The organism is Streptomyces sp. I05A-00742 (assembly GCF_013055795.1).
GTDB lineage: Bacteria > Actinomycetota > Actinomycetes > Streptomycetales > Streptomycetaceae > Streptomyces.
Genome location: NZ_JABETO010000006.1, coordinates 198,710 through 215,091 on the forward strand (window position 1 = coordinate 198,710; position 16,382 = coordinate 215,091).

Annotated in this window: 21 protein-coding genes; 9 read left to right on the top strand and 12 right to left on the bottom strand. The window is 73.7% G+C overall.

All coding sequences use genetic code 11. The features are described 5' to 3' along the window. The first annotated feature begins 22 nt into the window (after nucleotides 1-22). Nucleotides 23-619: a helix-turn-helix domain-containing protein gene (locus HN013_RS08525; protein ID WP_171164736.1), complete on the top strand. Its 597-nt coding sequence runs from the start codon at nucleotides 23-25 to the stop codon at nucleotides 617-619. Here HN013_RS08525 and HN013_RS08530 read toward each other — a convergent pair whose 3' ends face one another. Continuing rightward, nucleotides 620-1,033, bottom strand: a complete 414-nt coding sequence (locus HN013_RS08530) for a hypothetical protein (protein ID WP_171164738.1) — start codon at nucleotides 1,031-1,033, stop codon at nucleotides 620-622. Nucleotides 1,034-1,362: 329 nt separating this feature from the next. Here HN013_RS08530 and HN013_RS08535 point away from each other — a divergent pair, with 329 nt between their 5' ends. Continuing rightward, nucleotides 1,363-1,740, top strand: coding sequence for a hypothetical protein (locus tag HN013_RS08535; RefSeq protein ID WP_171164740.1), 378 nt, complete (start codon nucleotides 1,363-1,365; stop codon nucleotides 1,738-1,740). Here the strand turns inward: HN013_RS08535 and HN013_RS08540 are convergent. Both HN013_RS08540 and HN013_RS08545 read right to left on the bottom strand, forming a co-directional pair. Next, the gene (locus HN013_RS08540) at nucleotides 1,734-2,378 is read right to left on the bottom strand and encodes an NAD(P)-dependent oxidoreductase (protein WP_171164742.1); all 645 of its coding nucleotides are present in this window, start codon (nucleotides 2,376-2,378) and stop codon (nucleotides 1,734-1,736) included. The two genes, HN013_RS08535 and HN013_RS08540, sit on opposite strands and share 7 nt — an antisense overlap. A 17-nt stretch (nucleotides 2,379-2,395) precedes the next feature. After that, nucleotides 2,396-3,283 carry an EamA family transporter gene (locus HN013_RS08545; RefSeq protein WP_171164744.1) on the bottom strand — a complete coding sequence of 296 codons (888 nt, stop codon included), beginning with the start codon at nucleotides 3,281-3,283 and terminating at the stop codon, nucleotides 2,396-2,398. Between the two features lie 87 nt (nucleotides 3,284-3,370). On the opposite strand from HN013_RS08545, the gene HN013_RS08550 reads away from it, so the two are divergent. Then, a complete protein-coding gene (locus HN013_RS08550; RefSeq protein ID WP_171164746.1) occupies nucleotides 3,371-3,877 on the top strand; it encodes a MarR family winged helix-turn-helix transcriptional regulator in 507 nt (168 codons plus the stop codon). An 88-nt stretch (nucleotides 3,878-3,965) separates the two neighbouring features. On the opposite strand, the gene HN013_RS08555 is transcribed toward HN013_RS08550, so the two are convergent. Next, the gene (locus tag HN013_RS08555; RefSeq protein ID WP_171164748.1) at nucleotides 3,966-4,910 is read right to left on the bottom strand and encodes a beta-ketoacyl-ACP synthase III; all 945 of its coding nucleotides are present in this window, start codon (nucleotides 4,908-4,910) and stop codon (nucleotides 3,966-3,968) included. Between the two features lie 161 nt (nucleotides 4,911-5,071). Here HN013_RS08555 and HN013_RS08560 point away from each other — a divergent pair, with 161 nt between their 5' ends. Beyond that, nucleotides 5,072-5,683, top strand: a complete 612-nt coding sequence (locus HN013_RS08560; RefSeq protein ID WP_171164750.1) for a TetR/AcrR family transcriptional regulator — start codon at nucleotides 5,072-5,074, stop codon at nucleotides 5,681-5,683. Between the two features lie 166 nt (nucleotides 5,684-5,849). Here HN013_RS08560 and HN013_RS08565 read toward each other — a convergent pair whose 3' ends face one another. Both HN013_RS08565 and HN013_RS08570 read right to left on the bottom strand, forming a co-directional pair. Next, nucleotides 5,850-6,194: a glyoxalase superfamily protein gene (locus HN013_RS08565; RefSeq protein WP_171164752.1), complete on the bottom strand. Its 345-nt coding sequence runs from the start codon at nucleotides 6,192-6,194 to the stop codon at nucleotides 5,850-5,852. Nucleotides 6,195-6,288: 94 nt separating this feature from the next. Then, nucleotides 6,289-6,666: a cupin domain-containing protein gene (locus tag HN013_RS08570; protein WP_171164755.1), complete on the bottom strand. Its 378-nt coding sequence runs from the start codon at nucleotides 6,664-6,666 to the stop codon at nucleotides 6,289-6,291. 190 nt (nucleotides 6,667-6,856) lie between these two features. Here HN013_RS08570 and HN013_RS08575 point away from each other — a divergent pair, with 190 nt between their 5' ends. After that, nucleotides 6,857-7,279 carry a MarR family winged helix-turn-helix transcriptional regulator gene (locus HN013_RS08575; RefSeq protein ID WP_171164910.1) on the top strand — a complete coding sequence of 141 codons (423 nt, stop codon included), beginning with the start codon at nucleotides 6,857-6,859 and terminating at the stop codon, nucleotides 7,277-7,279. Between the two features lie 31 nt (nucleotides 7,280-7,310). Here the strand turns inward: HN013_RS08575 and HN013_RS08580 are convergent, their stop codons facing one another. Next, nucleotides 7,311-8,510, bottom strand: a complete 1,200-nt coding sequence (locus tag HN013_RS08580; RefSeq protein WP_171164757.1) for an MFS transporter — start codon at nucleotides 8,508-8,510, stop codon at nucleotides 7,311-7,313. A 166-nt stretch (nucleotides 8,511-8,676) separates the two neighbouring features. Next, nucleotides 8,677-9,102 (bottom strand): carboxymuconolactone decarboxylase family protein, encoded by a 426-nt coding sequence (locus tag HN013_RS08585; protein WP_171164911.1) that lies wholly within the window; start codon nucleotides 9,100-9,102, stop codon nucleotides 8,677-8,679. Nucleotides 9,103-9,176: 74 nt separating this feature from the next. Between HN013_RS08585 and HN013_RS08590 the strand changes: the two genes are divergently transcribed. Beyond that, a complete protein-coding gene (locus tag HN013_RS08590) occupies nucleotides 9,177-10,613 on the top strand; it encodes a PLP-dependent aminotransferase family protein (protein ID WP_171164759.1) in 1,437 nt (478 codons plus the stop codon). A gap of 60 nt (nucleotides 10,614-10,673) precedes the next feature. On the opposite strand, the gene trxA is transcribed toward HN013_RS08590, so the two are convergent. Both trxA and HN013_RS08600 read right to left on the bottom strand, forming a co-directional pair. Continuing rightward, a complete protein-coding gene (trxA, locus tag HN013_RS08595) occupies nucleotides 10,674-11,039 on the bottom strand; it encodes a thioredoxin (protein WP_171164761.1) in 366 nt (121 codons plus the stop codon). A gap of 76 nt (nucleotides 11,040-11,115) precedes the next feature. After that, entirely contained in the window at nucleotides 11,116-11,550 is a 435-nt protein-coding gene (locus HN013_RS08600; protein ID WP_171164763.1) for a MerR family transcriptional regulator, read from the bottom strand. A gap of 142 nt (nucleotides 11,551-11,692) precedes the next feature. Here HN013_RS08600 and HN013_RS08605 point away from each other — a divergent pair, with 142 nt between their 5' ends. The 3 genes from HN013_RS08605 (at nucleotide 11,693) to HN013_RS08615 (ending at nucleotide 15,320) form a co-directional block, all read left to right on the top strand. Continuing rightward, nucleotides 11,693-13,093: a serine hydrolase gene (locus tag HN013_RS08605; protein ID WP_249374837.1), complete on the top strand. Its 1,401-nt coding sequence runs from the start codon at nucleotides 11,693-11,695 to the stop codon at nucleotides 13,091-13,093. A 164-nt stretch (nucleotides 13,094-13,257) separates the two neighbouring features. Then, nucleotides 13,258-14,385 carry an aminotransferase class V-fold PLP-dependent enzyme gene (locus tag HN013_RS08610; RefSeq protein ID WP_171164765.1) on the top strand — a complete coding sequence of 376 codons (1,128 nt, stop codon included), beginning with the start codon at nucleotides 13,258-13,260 and terminating at the stop codon, nucleotides 14,383-14,385. Nucleotides 14,386-14,555: 170 nt separating this feature from the next. Further along, the gene (locus HN013_RS08615; RefSeq protein WP_171164767.1) at nucleotides 14,556-15,320 is read left to right on the top strand and encodes a TetR/AcrR family transcriptional regulator; all 765 of its coding nucleotides are present in this window, start codon (nucleotides 14,556-14,558) and stop codon (nucleotides 15,318-15,320) included. Between the two features lie 80 nt (nucleotides 15,321-15,400). On the opposite strand, the gene HN013_RS08620 is transcribed toward HN013_RS08615, so the two are convergent. Next, nucleotides 15,401-15,856: a GNAT family N-acetyltransferase gene (locus tag HN013_RS08620; RefSeq protein ID WP_171164769.1), complete on the bottom strand. Its 456-nt coding sequence runs from the start codon at nucleotides 15,854-15,856 to the stop codon at nucleotides 15,401-15,403. 31 nt (nucleotides 15,857-15,887) lie between these two features. Beyond that, complete coding sequence (locus HN013_RS08625) at nucleotides 15,888-16,349, bottom strand: MarR family winged helix-turn-helix transcriptional regulator (protein ID WP_171164771.1); 462 nt, start codon at nucleotides 16,347-16,349, stop codon at nucleotides 15,888-15,890. Between the last annotated feature and the right edge of the window lie 33 nt (nucleotides 16,350-16,382).

Below are 16,382 nucleotides of genomic sequence, written 5' to 3' on the forward strand. Positions count from 1 at the left end.
GCAAAGTAGCAGACTTTGCAAAGTGACTGACGAAGACCTCAACGCCCTGCCCGGCCGCGCGAGCGACGTGGGCGACGAACTGCGTGAGCACGAGGTCCGTACGGCCCTGCTGGAGCTGCTGGCCGAGGTCGGAACCGTCACGGCGACCGAAGCGGCTGCCCGGCTGGGCTACAGCTCCGGGCTCTGCTCGTTTCATCTTCGGCAGCTCGCGCGCCATGGACGCATCGAGGAGGCCCCTCATCACGGGGGGCGTGCGCGCCCCTGGCGTCTGAGGCGGGACGGCCTCACCCACGGCACGCTCGCGGAGGAGCAGTTCGGTGACTTGGCCCGCGGGCTGGAGGACGAGAGCTGGCAGCGGTGGCTTGCCCGACGCGACGAAGCGCCGGCCGAGTGGCGCCATGACGAGGCCTTCAGCGCCGTCGCCTATCTGACGCCGGAGGAGATGAGCAGGGTCGCGGACGCCGTCCGCCGGGCGCTCGCCCCGTACCAGGACCGCGAGCAACGCCCCTTGGCGCGGCCTGAGGGTGCCCGGCCGGTGGCCCTCATCACCCGGTTGTTCCCCTTGCTGCCCCACGCGACGGACGAGGCGGGCGAGGCGGACGCGACGGACCGGGCCTGACTACCGGGCGGCGAACGCCGACCGCATCCGCTTGCCGTTCACGATCAGGACGACGCGGAGCAGGAGGACGCCGCACAGCCCCTGTTCGACCTTCAGCCATGCCGGGAAGGCGCCGGGCAGCGCGACGATGACCGCGATGGCGACGAGCATGACGGCGGAGGCGATCCGCAGGCGGAGGTAGGAGCGACTGTGGCCACGGGCCGTCCGGGCGGCGAAGGAGATCATGAGCAGGGATGTCACGGCGACGATGGTCGTGCGGACCCGGACGGCGTCGGTCACCACCTCGTGGTGGTCGCGGAGCAGTATGACGGTGGCGAGGGTGAGGACGCTGAGGCCGGCGTAGGCGCTGACGAGCAGTTTGGTGCTGCGGAACGCCTTGCGGATGTGCGGATGGCTCAGGGCCGGCTCGGACATCGCGGCGGAGTGCGACGTGCGGGGGGTTCATGAGGACCCTTTCTCTGTCCTGCGCCGGGCTCCCGGGCGCGGCGCGGATCGTCCCCGGCCGGTGGGGCGGTCAGTGCGGGCCGCCCGGGTACCGCGGCGGAACTTCCGCTTTCCCAAGGGCCGTTCCCATGCTCGGTCCCGCTCGGCGTCCGTTCGTCGTCCCCGTGAACGAGACGTCGCCGGGCCGGTCTCAGGGGCTGCCCGGGGCCTGCCCCGTAAGGGATCCGCCGAGGTCATCACGAGGTCATCAGGGGCCGCCCCGCCGACCTGCCCCTCACCCCTCGTGGAACCATCCCGGCATGACCCCAGCCATTCCCCGCACCGTTCGGGCCGTCGACACCGGCCGTCTCCTTCTGCTGGAGCAGGAGGCCGCCGCGTACGACTTCAGCCAGCGGCTCGCGGTCGACTGGCTCCGGAAGCACATCGCCGCGGAGGCGACGCACTGTCTGTGCCCCGCGTTCGAGCACCGGCTCGCGCACCGGCCCGAGGTGTCTCCGCAGTGGAGGTGCCGGCTGCTGCTGACCGTCCGGACCGGTGAGCAGATCCTGAGCCTGCTCGACGTCCTTCCGGCGACGTTCGAGGGGCTGCCGGAGAATCTGGACGCGGCGGCCAAGACGGACGTCGTGCGGCGCATGGACCGGGTGCCGTCGGTGCGCAAGTGGCTGGAGCTTCAGTAGGCGACCGTGAACCGTGAGCGGCGGTGGCGCGGATGCTCCGTCTCGTCCAGGAGGGCCACCGCGAAGTCCTCGTAGGAGATGGCCGAGTTGCCGACGGCGTCGACCAGCAGTTCGTCGCCGCCGAGCCGGTAGCGGCCCGTCCGCTCGCCGTGGTCCAGGACGGCGGGCGGGCTCACGTACGTCCAGTCGACGTCGGGGCCGGAGGCGCGGACGACGGTGAACTGGTCGGTGCTCGCCCGGGCGATGGGCCGCCAGGCGTCCGGTACCCAGGCGGGGTCGTCGAGGACGGTCCGGCCGTTCCCGCCGGGGACGGTGAGGCTGCCCGCGCCGCCGACGACGAGGAGGCGGGCGCCGGTTCCGGCGACGCCGGCGAGCAGGCTCTTGGTGGCGGTGACGAGGTCCTGCTCGCTGCCCGGGGCGGGCCGGACCGCGCTGACCACGACGTCCTGGCCGGCGCTCAGCCGCGCCGTGTCGCCGGGGTCAGCGGCGTCGCCGGTGCGGTGCAGGGCCGCGGCGGGCAGGCGGTCGAAGCGGGCGGGGTCGCGGACCACGGCGGTGACCCGGTGGCCGCGGGACAGCGCCTCGGTCACGATGCCGCTGCCCGCGTTGCCGGCCGCTCCGAAGACGGTGATGCGCATGGTGTTCTCTCCTGGTGTCAGCGGGAAGGGACGGTGGCGGCGTCGCGGGCCGGTGCGGGCCGCAGTTGTGCGACGACGAGGGCGCCGAGGACGACGAGGCCGCCCAGGACCTGGAGCCCGGTGAGCCGCTGTCCGAGGGCGAGCCAGCCGAGCGCCGTGGCGACGAGCGGGCTGAGCAGGCCGAGGAACGTGACGTCCGTGGCGGGCAGTTCGCGGATGCCGCGGAACCAGAGGGCGTAGGCGAGCGCGGTCCCGATGGCGGCGAGGTAGCCGTAGCCGGTCAGGTTCGCGGCGGTCAGGCCGGCGGGCGGCGGGCCCTCGACGAGGAGGGCCACGGGTATGAGGACCAGTCCGCCGGCGACCAGTTGCCATCCGGTGGTGGCGAGCAGGGGCGCGGGCGAGGTCCAGCGCTTGCTGAGCACGACGCCCGTCGCCATGACGAGCGCCCCGCCGAGGGCGGCGGCGATGCCGGGCCCGTCGAGCCGCGCGTCGGCCCGGAGGACGAGCAGGCTGACCCCGGCGACGCCCACGATCCCGGCGATCAGGGTCCGGGGGGAGAGCCGCCCGCCGAGCAGGCCGGCGGAGAGCCCGGCGGCGAGGAGCGGCTGGACGGCGCCGACGGTGGCCGCGACGCCGCCGGGGAGCCGGTACGCGGCGATGAAGAGGAGGGCGAAGAAGGCGCCGATGTTGAGGGTGCCGAGGACCAGCGCCCGCCACCACCAGTCGCCGCGCGGCAGCCGCCGGGTGGCGGCGACCAGGACGAGTCCGGCCGGGAGAGCCCGGACCACGGCCGCGAGCAGCGGGCGGCCGGGCGGCAGCCACTCGGTGGTGACGTAGTAGGTGGTTCCCCAGAGGGCGGGGGCGAGCGCCGTGAGGAGCAGAACTCCGGTCCTTTTGCTTAGCACTAAGCCAATGTAGCTCAGCGCTAAGCTATCTAGGGGAAGGTGTGGTGGTGAGGTACCTCACTGCTAAGGCATTGTTAGGCTGAGGACGTGGCAGATCACGTCGACCTCATCCTTGAACAGTGGGCCGATCAGCGCCCTGACCTGGACGTCTCTCCGATGGCGGTGATCGGCCGGCTTGGACGGCTGAAGCGGGCCATCGACGTCGAGCTGCGGCGCACCTTCAGCGCCCACGGGCTCGACGGCGCCTCCTTCGACGTCCTCGCCACGCTGCGCCGCAGCGCGCCGCCGCACCGGTTGACGCCCACGGAGCTGATGCGGGCGGGCATGGTGACCTCGGGGGCGATCAGTCAGCGCCTCGACCGGCTGGAAGGGCGCGGTCTCGTGCTCCGTACGCCCGACGCGGCGGACGGGCGGGGTGTGCAGGTCTCGCTGACGGACGAGGGGCTGGAGCTCATCGACCGGGCGCTGCCGGATCACCTCGCGACCGAGAGGCGTCTGCTGGGCGCGCTGACGGGCGAGCGGCAGGCGGAACTCGCCGGGATGTTGCGGGAGTTGCTGGAGGCGGTGGAAGGGGCGGCCGCGGAGGCCCGCTGAGCGCCCGGGGGCCGACCTGGCGGGCCTGCGACGGGCTCAGGGGCTGCGGGCCCGCGACGGGCTCCGGAACGGCGGGCCTGCGACGGGCTCAGGGGCAGCGGACGACCTGTCCCGCCCACGACAGTCCCCCGCCGAAGCTCATCAGCAGCACGGGCCCGTCGGCCGGAAGTTCCCCCCGCTCGACCAGCTTCGACAGGGCGAGCGGCACGGACGCGGCGGAGGTGTTGCCTGAGTCGACGACGTCCTGGGCGACGACCGTGTGCTCCGGCAGGCCCAGCTGGCCGACGATGTTCTCGATGATGCGCAGGTTGGCCTGGTGGGTGACGATCCCGGCGAGGTCGGACAGTTCGACGCCGGAGCGCCGGCAGGCCTCCCGGGCGACGGCGGGCAGCTCCGTGGTGGCCCAGCGGAAGACCGTCTGTCCCTCCTGTGCGAAGCGGGGGTGCCAGTCGTCGAGGAGGCGCACGGCGTCCCCGCGGGCCGGGTCGGAGCCCCAGACGACCGGCCCGATGCCCTCCTCCTCCGCCGTGCTGATCACGGCCGCCCCCGCGCCGTCCCCGAGCAGGACGCAGGTGCTGCGGTCGGTCCAGTCGGTGAGGTCCGACATCTTCTCCGCGCCGATGACCAGCGCGTGCCGCGCGGCTCCCGCGCGCACCGAGTGGTCGGCCGAGGCGAGGGCGGTGCAGAAGCCGGCGCAGCCGTTGTTGAGGTCGTAGGCGACGGCCGACGGGATGCCGAGGCGCGCGGCCACCTGCGCGGCCGTCGACGGGCAGCGGTCGATGGCGCTGCACGTGGCGACGGTGATCAGTCCGATGTCGGCCGGCCGGAGCCCCGCCGCGGCGAGGGCCTTGCCCGCCGCGGCCGCGGCCATGTCGGTGACGGACTCGTCCTCGGCCGCGATGCGGCGGGTGGCTATGCCGGTGCGCCGGCGGATCCAGGCGTCGTCGGTGTCGACCATGCCCGCCAGGTCGTCGTTGGTCAGGACGCGGGACGGCTGGTAGTGGCCCAGTCCGGTGATGCGGGAGCCCGGCATGGTTGTTCTCCTCGGCGTGGTGGGGCGGGTGGATCGGGTGATCGGCGCGGTGGTGGGACCGTCCAGTAGGGGCGGCGATGCGGTGACGGGCACCGCAGTGGCGGAAATATAGCAACCGATCGGTCGGAAGCTAAAAGGGGTACGGCGGATACGATGACGCCATGAGCCCACGCAAGTCCGTCGCCGAGACCCGCAGGACGCGGGAGCGGATCATCGACCGCAGCGTCGCGATCGCCTCGGTCGAGGGGCTGGAAGGGCTGACCATCGGGCGGCTCGCCACGGATCTGGGGATGAGCAAGGCGGGCGTGCTCGGGCACTTCGGCACCAAGGAGTCCTTGCAGCTCGCGGCCCTGGAGGGGGCCTCCGAGACCTTCAGCAGGACGGTCTGGGAACCCGCCGCGGACGCCGCGCCCGGGCTGGCCAGGCTGCGGGCCCTCTGTGAACTGTGGATCACATACCTCGAACGCGAACGCGGCGCCTTCCCCGGCGGCTGCATCTTCACCACCGCGGCGGTGGAGTTCGACGCGCGGGGCGGCCCGGTGCGGGACGCCGTGGCCCGCCTCTACGCGTTCTGGCGGCGCCGGCTGATCCATGATCTGCGGCTGGCCGTCCAGGCGGGCGACCTCGCGGCGGACACCGATCCCGAGCAGGTCGCCTTCGAGCTCATCGGCCTCTACACCGGCCTCAACCAGGCCATCCAGCTGATGGGCGACCGGGAGGCGCCGGGGCGTACCCGCCGGGCCCTGGACCGGCTGCTCGCACCGGCGCGCTGACTGCGGACGCTCGCGTTCCGCATCCGGGAGGGGGGCTCCGCGTCGACGAGGGGTTCTCCGCGTACCGGGCGGTCGTGGCCGGCCCGTCCACGGCATCGCCGCCGCCCCCCCGCGGCGCGACGAACGGCCGAAAGCGCGCTCGAAAGCGCGCTTGGCCCGTCAGTCCTCAGTCCTCCCCGTCCTCCGTCGAGGTGGCGACCCGCAGTCGGTTGCCGTCGGGGTCGCTGATCTCCACCTCGCGGGCCCAGTCCGTGTTCTTCGGCTCCACGCCGAACTCGGCGGCGACGGCGTCGACGTCGTGGACCCACAGGTAGACCAGGGTGCCCGGCCGGGCGTCCCCTTCGTGTTCGGAGAGGAACAGCCGCACGTCGCCCCGTGCGACCTCGACGAACGCCGGGAGCTCGGGCTCGAATCGGTGTTCCCACTGCTGCGTGAAGCCCAGTCGCGCGTACCAGGTGACGGCCCGCGCGGCGTTCGCGACGCGGAGGATGGGGATGGCCTGTTCGATCATCTGGCCATACTCGCACAGGAGTTGGGTTTATGGATCGCACTGCCCCGGGACAGGCTGCCGCGGGGCAGTCCGTCCCGGGGCGGGCCGCCCGGGGTCAGACCGTCCAGGGGAGGGAGCGCGGCCCGGCTTCGCCTGCCACGGACACCTGCCCGTCGGACCGCATGGCGACGACGGCCTCGGCGGGGCCCTCCCCGACCGTGCGGATCCGGCGCTGGATGCCGGCCGGGAGGACGGCCGTGTCGCCCGCGGGCACGGTCCGGGCCGTCCCCTCGATGGTGAAGGAGAGCGCGCCGGTGAGCACCGTCCACAGCTGCTCGCGGTCCATCGTGTGCTCCGGGCCGGCGGCTTCCGGCTCCATGCGCACGCGCCAGCTGCTGAGCTCGGTGCTGCCCAGGCTGGGGGTGGCGAGCTTGGTCATGACGGCGTTGGGGGTGGTGGTCGTGTGGTCGGGGGACGGGGTGACGACGTGCATCGCTTCTCCTCGGGCGGGACGTGCGGAAGGAGTGAGTAAAGCTTCTTTACTCGCTCTGAGGTGGAAGTAAAGCAGCTTTACTCGGCTGTGTCAGCATGAATGCGTGACCGATGACCCGACCGCCGAACCGACCGGCACCCCCGCCGCCGACGCACCGTTCCCCGGGCTGGAGCTGACCTTCCTGCTCGGCATGGGCTTCCAGCTGCTGCTGGGCGAGTTCAACGCGCGCCTGGCGGAGGCCGGTTACGCGGACGTGCGCCCCATCCACGGCATGACCTTCCAGCTCCTGCGCGGCCGGGGTGCCACGGCCAGCGAGCTCGCCGAGTGGCTCGGGGTGACGAAGCAGGCGGCCGGTCAGCTGGTCGACCACCTGGAGGCGGCGGGGTACGTCCGCAGGGAGCGGCACCCGGCCGGCGGCCGGCGCAAGCTGGTGGTCCTGACGGAGGCGGCGCACACCCACCTGGCGGTCGCCGGCCGCGTCATGCACGGCCTTGAGGCCGAGCTCGTCGACCGCCCCGGCGGGCCCGACATGCCCGTACTCCGGGACGAACTGGCCCGGCTCGTCGACCTGCTGGGCGGCGACACGCCGCCGCCCCTGCGCCCGGTGTGGTGAGCGGGGCCGCCCGCCTCACCCGGAGCCGTCCTCAGCCGTCGGCCCGCCGCGTCGCCAGCGGCATCAGTACCGACGCGAGCACGGTGAGCCCGCCCCCGATCCACAGCACACCGGTGACGGCCGTGCCGTCGACCACGAAGCCGCCGAACAGCGCGCCGAGCGCGATGGAGAGGTTGAACATCGCGACGTAGACGGAGGACGCGGCCTCCGTCGCGTCGGGCGCGGCCTTGAGGATCCAGGTCTGGAGGGTCACCGGCACGGCGCCGTAGCCCAGGCCCCAGAACACCAGGGGCGCGGCCGCCCCGGACGTACCGCCCGCGCGGGTCAGCACGAGGGCGGCCATGGCCGCGGCGAGCACGACGCCGATGCCGATGACGAGACGCCGGGTGTGCCGCTCCACCAGCGCTCCCGCGACGAAGTTGCCGATGATCCCGGCGACGCCGAAGACCAGCAGCAGGGCGCCGATGCGGCCGCCGTCGACGTCCGCGTCCTGGAGCACCGGGCGGACGAAGGTGTACGCGAGGAAGTGGCCCGTGATGACGAGGAAGGTGACGACGACGCCGATCCGCACCCCGCCGTTGGCGCGGAGCAGGCGGGGGAGTTCGGCCAGGGTGACGCTGGTGGTCGCGGGCAGTGGCGGGAGCAGGAACAGCATGCAGGCGAGGGCGGCCAGGCCCAGGCCGCCCACGACCGCGAAGGCCGTGCGCCAGCCGCTGAGGTCGCCGAGGAAGGTGCCCGTGGGCACGCCCAGGACGGAGGCGGTCTCCACCCCGCCGAAGATCACGGCGGTGGCCCGGCCGACGTGCCGCTCCGGCACCAGCCGCAGGGCGATACCGCCGGCGATGGCCCAGAATCCGCCCACGCTCACGCCGATGAGGAAGCGGGCGATCAGGACGACGGTGAAGTTCGGGGCGAAGGCGGAGGCGAGGTTGGCCGCGCCCACGATGCCGATCAGCACGCCGAGGACCAGGCGCCGGTCGACGCGCCCGGTGGCGACGGTGACCAGCGGCGCCGAGACCGCGGCGACCAGGCCCGGGACGGTGACCATCAGGCCGGCCGTCCCCTCGGACACGTCCAGCGCGGACGCGACCGGGGTGAGGAGGCCTACGGGCAGGAGTTCGGAGGTCATCAGGGAGAAGATGCCCAGCGTTACCGCCAGGACGGCGAGCCACCCCTTCAGCGACGACCTGACGGGGTCGGTGCTGACGGGCGGGGAATCGACCGCGGTCATGGGTGTCGCTCCATTTCGACGGAGAGGTGCGGTGGGGGGCAGGGGGCGATGAAGACACGACGGCGGGGAGGCCCCGGGGGATGGGCCTCCCCGCCGTCGTCGGTCGTGCCGGTTGCGCCGGTCGTGCGAACGTGTCGCGGCCCGCAGAACCGCGGGCGCGCGCTTCCTACTCGGTGCCCGGCGTCTTGCGCGTGGTGACGTTCATCCGGTTCCACACGTTGACCGTGAAGATGACGGCGATGAGCTGGGCGAGCTGCTCCTCGCCGAAGTGCTGGGCGGCCCGCTCGTAGACGTCGTCCGGGACGCCGCCCGGCAGCAGGGTGACGGCCTCGGTGAGGGCCAGCGCCGCCCGCTCCCCGGCCGTGTACAGGACCGAGTCCTCCCAGGCACTCAGCTGATAGACGCGCTGCTCGGTCTCGCCGGCCTTCCGGGCGTCCGAGGTGTGGTAATCGATGCAGTACGCGCAGCGGTTGAGCTGCGAGGCGCGGATCTGGACCAGTTCCAGGACGACCGGGTCGAGGCCCGCCCGGGCGGCGGCGTCGAGGGCCAGGACGGCCTTGTAGACCTTCGGGGCGACGGCGTGGAAGTCCATGCGTTCGGTGCTGTGGATCTCTGTCATGTGTTCCACCGTAGGAGCCCCGGAGACCACGGGTATGGTTCATTTCCATGCCGGAAAATTGGGTCAATCCCGCACTGGGCGGATCGCCGGTCACCGGTGCCGACCTGCACCTGGAACTGTCGGGCGACGGCAGCCGCAGGGCGCGGCTGACGCGGGCGCTGCGGGAGGCGATCCGCACCGGCCGCCTCACCCCGGGCACCCGGCTGCCGCCCTACCGCTCGCTGGCGACCGACCTCGGGCTGGCCCGGAACACGGTCGCCGAGGCGTACGCCGAACTGGTCGCCGAGGGCTGGCTCGTCGCCCGGCAGGGGGCCGGTACGAGCGTGGCACCGCGTGCGGCGGCGCGGGAGCCCGTACCCCGTCGGCCGGCCGCGCCGGCGCGGCCGCGGCGGCCCGTCCTCAGCCTGGTGCAGGGGCAGCCGGACGCGGCGTCCTTCCCGCGCAGCGCCTGGGCCGTCTCGGCGCGGAGGGCGCTGAACGCGGCGCCCAACGAGGCGTTCGGCCCGGGCGATCCGCGCGGCCGGCCGGAGCTGCGGCGCGCGCTCGCCGACTACCTCGCGCGGGTCCGGGGGGTCCGTACGGATCCGGAGCGCATCGTCGTCTGCGCGGGGTTCGCGCACGCGCTGCGGCTGCTGTCCGGTGGTCTGCTGCGCGGCACGCTGGCCGTGGAGGCGTACGGCCTGGCGTACCACCGCGGCATCCTGGATGCCGCGGGGATCCGTACCCTGCCCCTGTCCGTCGACGAACACGGCGCCCGGACCGACCGGTTGGCGTCGGCGAAGGGCGTGCGGGCGGCTCTGCTGACCCCGGCCCACCAGTTCCCGACCGGCGGGCCGCTGCATCCGCGCCGCCGTTCCCAGGTCGTCGACTGGGTGCGGGCGGGCAGCGGACGGATCCTGCTGGAGGACGACTACGACGGGGAGTTCCGCTACGACCGGCAGCCCGTGGGCGCCGTCCAGGGGCTGGACCCGGAGCGGGTCGTCTACCTCGGCTCGGTCAGCAAGAGCCTGTCACCCGCGCTACGGGTGGGATGGATGGTGCTGCCCGGGCACCTGGTGGACGAGGTCCTGGCGCTCAAGGGGGAGCGCGAGGCGTGGACCGGCGTGACCGACCAGCTCACGCTCGCGGACTTCATCGACTCCGGCGCGTACGACCGCCATGTGCGCCGTATGAGGCAGCGCTACCGGGACCGTCGCGACCGGCTCGTCGCCACCCTGTCCGAGCGCGCGCCGCACCTGCGGGTGTCGGGCATCGCCGCGGGGCTGCACGCCGTGCTGCGGCTGCCGCCCGGTTCGGAGGCGTCGGTCGTCCGGGCGGCGGCGCGGCGCGGGCTGGAGCTGGAGGGGCTGGCGCCGTACCGGCACCCGGACAGCCCCGACGCACCGTACGACGGCCTCGTCATCGGCTACGCCACGCCGCCCGACCACGCCTTCGGCGACGCGCTGGACGCGCTGTGCCGGACCCTTCCGGCCGTGCGCGGGTGACGACGGCCGGGGCAGGCGGGGGAGGTGGCGTCCGGTGGCTACCGCGGGGCGATCCAATGGCTACCGCGGCGCGATCCACGGGAGTTCGGACGCGAGGTCCTGCCGCAGCCGCCGCTTGGGACGGGCTCCGACCAGGGACTTCACCGGCTCGCCCGCACGGAACAGCAGCAGGGTCGGCATCGACAGCACGTTGTGGGCCGCCTGCGTCGCGGGGTTGGTGTCCACGTCGATCTGGACGATCTTCAGCCGGCCGGCCTCCTCCGTCGCCAGCTCGTCGAGGACGGGCGCGAGCTGGCGGCAGGGGCCGCACCAGGCGGCGGTGAACTCGACGAGGACGGGCAGTTCGGAGGCGAGCACCTCGTCGTGGAAGGTGGCGTCGGTGACGGTGGGGACGGTGGGGACGGCTGATGCCTGGAGGGCGGTCATGGGGTGGTCTCCCGTTCGTGCCGGAGTTCCGGTGGCGGGTGATGGTTGATGGGTCGGGTAGTTGATGGGCAGGCCCCTAAGGGGCTTCGGGGACCTCGGGGACCTCGTGGGGCGTGAGCGCGCAGAGGGGCGGCGGGCCGCCCGGGCGGTCGGCCTCCGCCAGCAGCTCGGCGCGGGCGAGCTGGGCGCCCACCTCCGCCCGGACCTGCCGCAACCGCTCGACGACCTCGTCCAGTTCGGCGAGCTTGCGGCGGTAGACCTCCAGGGACGCCGGGCAGGAGTCCCCCGCGGGGTGCCCGGCCCGCAGGCACTCGACGAACGGCCGGGTGTCCTCCAGGCCGAAGCCGAAGTCCTGGAGGGTGCGGATCTGCCGCAGCAGCCGCAGGTCGTCCTCGCCGTAGTCCCGGTACCCGTTGCCCGCGCGGCGTGCGCGCAGCAGCCCCAGCGACTCGTAATGCCGCAGGGCACGCGTGCTGATGCCGGCCCGCGAGGCCAGTTCCCCGATGCGCATGGCCCCGACCGTAAACCTTGACGCGCGCGTCAAGGCCAGCCCCTGTCGGGCGGTCCCGGCGCGGCGGTCGGGCGTTGATGGATATGCGGCGCGGTACCTCATGGCGTGCGGCGGCTGCGGATCACTGCCTAGGCTGCGGAAAATGACCAGTTCACATGAGGACTTCATGGAAACGGACCGGTTCACCGGTCTCCTGCCCGCGACCCGCCGTGCCCTGCTGCAACGCGTCGCCACCGCCCAGGCCGAGGGGCGTGCGCCCTCCCTGGTGGCGGCCGTCGTACGGGACGGCCGGACGGTGTGGGCCGCCGGGCGCGGGGAGGTGAACGGCGGGGAGCCCGACCCCCTGCGGACGCAGTACCGCATCGGGTCGATCACCAAGCCGCTGGTCGCCGTACTCGTCATGCGGCTGCGGGACGAGGGCCTGCTCGACCTCGCCGACCCGGTCGGCAAGCACCTGGACACGGCCGAGGGCGCCGACGCCACCGTCGCGCAGCTCCTGTCCCACTCCGCGGGGCTGGCCGCCGAGGCGCGGGGCCCCTGGTGGGAGCGGACGGACGGAGCGCTGCGGCCGGAGCCGTCCGACGTCTTCGGCGAGCGGGCCCGGGCGCACCCGGCGGGCCGGCTGTTCCACTACTCGAATCCCGGCTACGCGTTGCTGGGCGCGCTCGTCGAGCGGCTGCGCGGCGAGCACTGGTACGCGGTCCTGCGCCGCGAGGTGCTGCTGCCGCTCGGCATGGAGCGGACGACGTACGCCCCCGAGGCCCCGCACGCGGACGGCTGGGCCGTGCACCCCTGGGCGGACGCCGTCCTTCCGGAACCGGCCGTGGACACGGGCCTGATGGCGCCTGCCGGTCAGCTCTGGTCGACGGCCGCCGACCTCGGCCGGTTCGCCGCCTTCCTGGCGTCCGGCGACGACCGGGTGCTGTCGTCCGCGACCCTGGACGAGATGCGGCGGCCCGCGGTGGATCCGCAGAACGCGGACTGGACGGGGTCCTACGGCCTCGGCGTCCAGTCGGTACGGGCGGACGGTCGTGTCCTGTTCGGCCACGGCGGTTCCATGCCGGGCTTCGGCGCCGGTATCTGGGCGAGCCCCCGGGACGGCGTCGCGGCGGTCACGCTGGCCAACCGGACCTCCATGCACCAGGTCGTGTCGCTGGCCGCGGAGATGGTGTGCACCGTGGCGGAGGCGGAGCCGCGGATTCCCGGTCCGTGGCGCCCGGCGCAGGGCACGGACGCGGCCCTGCTGGAGATCACCGGCCCCTGGTACTGGGGCGCCACCCCGCTCGCGCTCCGGTTGCGGGCGGACCGGACGCTCGACCTGGCGTCGCTCGGTGACGGCGGCCGCGCCGCGCGCTTCCGGCCCGAGGCCGACGGGACGTGGACCGGCCTCGACGGCTACTACGCGGGCGAGACGCTCACGGTGGTCCGGCGGCCGGACGGCACGGTGAGCCACCTGGACATCGGCACGTTCGTCCTGACCCGCGAGCCGTACGGGCCGGGTGAGGTCGTCCCGGGCGGGGTGGACGAGGGCGGCTGGCGCTGAACGATCGAACGGCTGCACGGCTGCACGGCTGCACGGCTGCACGGCTGCACGGCTGCACGGCTGCACGGCTGCACGGCTGCACGGCTGAATGCGGCCCGGCGTAGGGTCGGGGACAGAGACCGGCGGGCGTCGCGACGCGGCGCCACCACATCCTGGAAGGCACCGTGACCGCGAACACCGCACCGGACCTGCTCGACCTCGCGCCGCTGGGCGCGGACGACTTCGCCCGCGTCGAGGACAAGATCGCCGCGCTGATGCGCACGCGCGAGACGGTCGTCACGATGCAGGGCGAGGCCCTGCTGCCGCTGGAGGCGAGCATCCGCTCGGCCGTGCGCCCCGGGAGCACCGCGCTCAACGTGGTCACCGGACCGTACGGCGAGACGTTCGGCGGCTGGCTGCGTTCGTGCGGTGCCGATGTGGTCACGGTGTCGGCGCCGTTCAGCGGCGCGGTGGGCCCGGACGCGATCGCCGAGGCGCTGCGCGCCCACCCGGAGATCGACTTCGTCAGCCTCGTGCACGCCGAGGCGGCCACGGGGAACACCAACCCCGTGGCGGAGATCGGCCGGGTCGTGCGCGAGCACGGCGCGCTGCTGATGCTGGACGCGGTCGCATCCGTCGCCGCCGAGCCGCTGCTCACGGACGAGTGGGGCGTGGACCTGTGCGTCATCGGCGGCCAGAAGGCGATGGCCGGGCCCGCGGGCGTGTCCACGGTGTCGGTCAGCGCCCGGGCCTGGGAGCGGATCGAGGCCAACGAGCAGGCGCCCAGGCGCTCGTACCTGTCCCTGCTGGACTGGAAGGAGCGCTGGCTCGACGGAGGGCGCGCGGTGCTGCCGCACGCCCCCGCCCAGTTGGAGATGCTGGCCCTGGAGCAGGCCGCCGACCGGATCGAGGCCGACGGGCTGGACACGGTGATCACCCGCCACCGGGCGGCCCGGGGCGCCACCCGTACGGGTATCCGGGCGCTGGGCGGCCTCACCCCGTACGTCACCCTGCGCGCGCACGCGGCCCCCGTCGCCACCACGCTGCGCGCCCCCGACGGCGTCGACGCCCGTGAGATCGTCGCGGCGGCCCTGGCGGCCGACGGTTCCGTGCCGCTCCAGGCGGGCGGCGGAGCGCTCGCCAAGGAGATGATCCGGGTGAACCACTACGGGAGGGCGGCGTCCCGTGACACCGTCCTGGCCTCGCTGACGGCCCTCGCGGCCGGGCTGCGGACGCTCGGCGTCGCGGTCGCGGATACCGATGAGGTGCTGGAGGCGGCGGGGGCGGAATGGGACGTGGTGGTGTCCGAGTAGCTCCGGTCCTTTTCGCTGCGGCTGGTGCGCGTGATGCGCACCAGCCGCTTTTTTGTGCCTGTTTCAGCTCCTTTGTCGATGCGGGGCGGCGGAACGCCCCCACTCCGGCCGCCTCGCTAGAATCGGAATCCGCATCCCGCTTCCACCGCTCCCTTCGTGAGGCCCCCGCCATGCCGCGGATCCCCCTGCCTGCCCCCTCCGACGGCCGGCTCGCCCCGCTCCGTTCCGACGCGCGCCGCAACCGTCAGCTCGTGCTCCAGGCGGCCCGATCCGCCTTCGAGGAAGCGGGGTTGGCCGTGCCGCTGAGCGAGATCGCACGGCGGGCCGGCGTCGGTGCGGGCACCGTCTACCGGCATTTCCCGTCCAAGGAAGCCCTGTTCAGGGCGACGATCGTCGACCGTGTACGGCTTTTCACGGATACCGCACGGGAGTTGGCGGGCGCGCCGGACGCCGGGCCGGTGTTCTTCCGCTACCTGGCGTCGGTGGTCCGGCTCTCGGCGCGGAACAAGGGGCTGTGCGACGCCCTGGAGGCGAGCGCCGAGGGGCGGTTCGACCCGTCCCCCGGCGTGGAGCGGGACTTCCGCGAGGCACTGTCCGTCCTCCTGGAACGAGCCCAACTCGCCGGTGCGGTACGGCGGGACGTCAGCCTCGACGACGTGCTGGTCCTGCTGCTGGGCTGTCTCTCGATGGAGCAGCGGCGAGGCGCCCACGGGGAGCCGGGCCGGATGACGGCGCTGGTGTGCGACAGCCTCCGCCCGGGACGCAACGTGACGAAACTCCCGCCCGTCCGGCCGGTTCCGCGTAACGAAACGGGGTGTCCGGTGTGCGGCGAGGCCGTTCCCGTCGCCCGGACGGGGCGTCCCGCCCGGTACTGCGGTGGGGCGTGCCGGCAGAAGGCGCATCGGCGGCGGGTGCGGGAGGGGGTCTCGTCCTAGGGGGCGCGGCCCCTAGCCTTCGGGCGCGGCCTTGAGTCTTCGGGGCGCATCGGCCATCAGGAGTGCCCCGGACTGACAGGTCAGAGCCGGTACTTGAAGCCGAGGTGCGACGCCTCGAATCCCAGCCGCTCGTAGAAGCGGTGTGCGTCCACCCGGGTCGCGTCCGAGGTCAGCTGGAGCAGGACGCAGCCCTGGCGGCGGGACTCCTCGATGGCCCACCGCATGAGCTGGTTTCCGACGCCTTCCCCGCGCTCGTCGGCGTGGACCCGGACGGCCTCGACGATCGCGCGTCTGGCGCCGCGTCGGGACAGCCCGGGGATGACGGTGAGCTGGAGGGTGCCTATGGTGCGGCCGTCCCGGACGGCGACCATCAGGTGCTGGTTGGGGTCGGCCTCCACCGTGGTGAAGGCCTCTCGGTAGGGGGCCAGGTCGCCGGGGGACTCGCGCAGGGCGCCGAGCGGGTCGTCGGACAGCATGGCCACGATGGCCGGGATGTCGTCGGCGGTCGCGTGCCGGAACTCGATGTCATCACTCATGATCGCGACCTTATGCGCGGACCGGCGGTGCTCACGAGGCCGGAGCGAGGGATTCCACGGCGGCGACCAGCGGGGCGAGTTCGGGGCGCGCGGCCGCGTCGTGGAGCGCCTCGCGCAGGGCCGCGTCATTGGTCGGACGGGCCTCGGCGAGCAGGGCGAGCCCGGCGTCGGTGACGTCGGTGTAGATGCCGCGGCGGTCGGTGAGGCAGAGGTAGCGGGTCAGCAGCCCGCGGTCCTCCAGGCGGTTGACCAGCCGGGTCGTGGCGCTCTGGCTGAGGACGACCGCGTCGGCCACCTCGTTCATGCGCAGGTGGCCGCCCTCGCCGCTGTGCTGCCGGCTGAGCACGTCGATGACGGAGAACTCGCGGACGCTCAGGCCGTGCCCCGCCTGGAGCGCGCGCTCGATGTGCGCCTCGATCCGGCCGTGCAGCGCGGAGAGGGCGCACCAGCCCTGCGCCAGGCCGGCCAGGGCGGGGTCCAGGGTGCGGCTCATGAAGCCCTCCTTCCGTTCGGTCGTCCGTCCGTC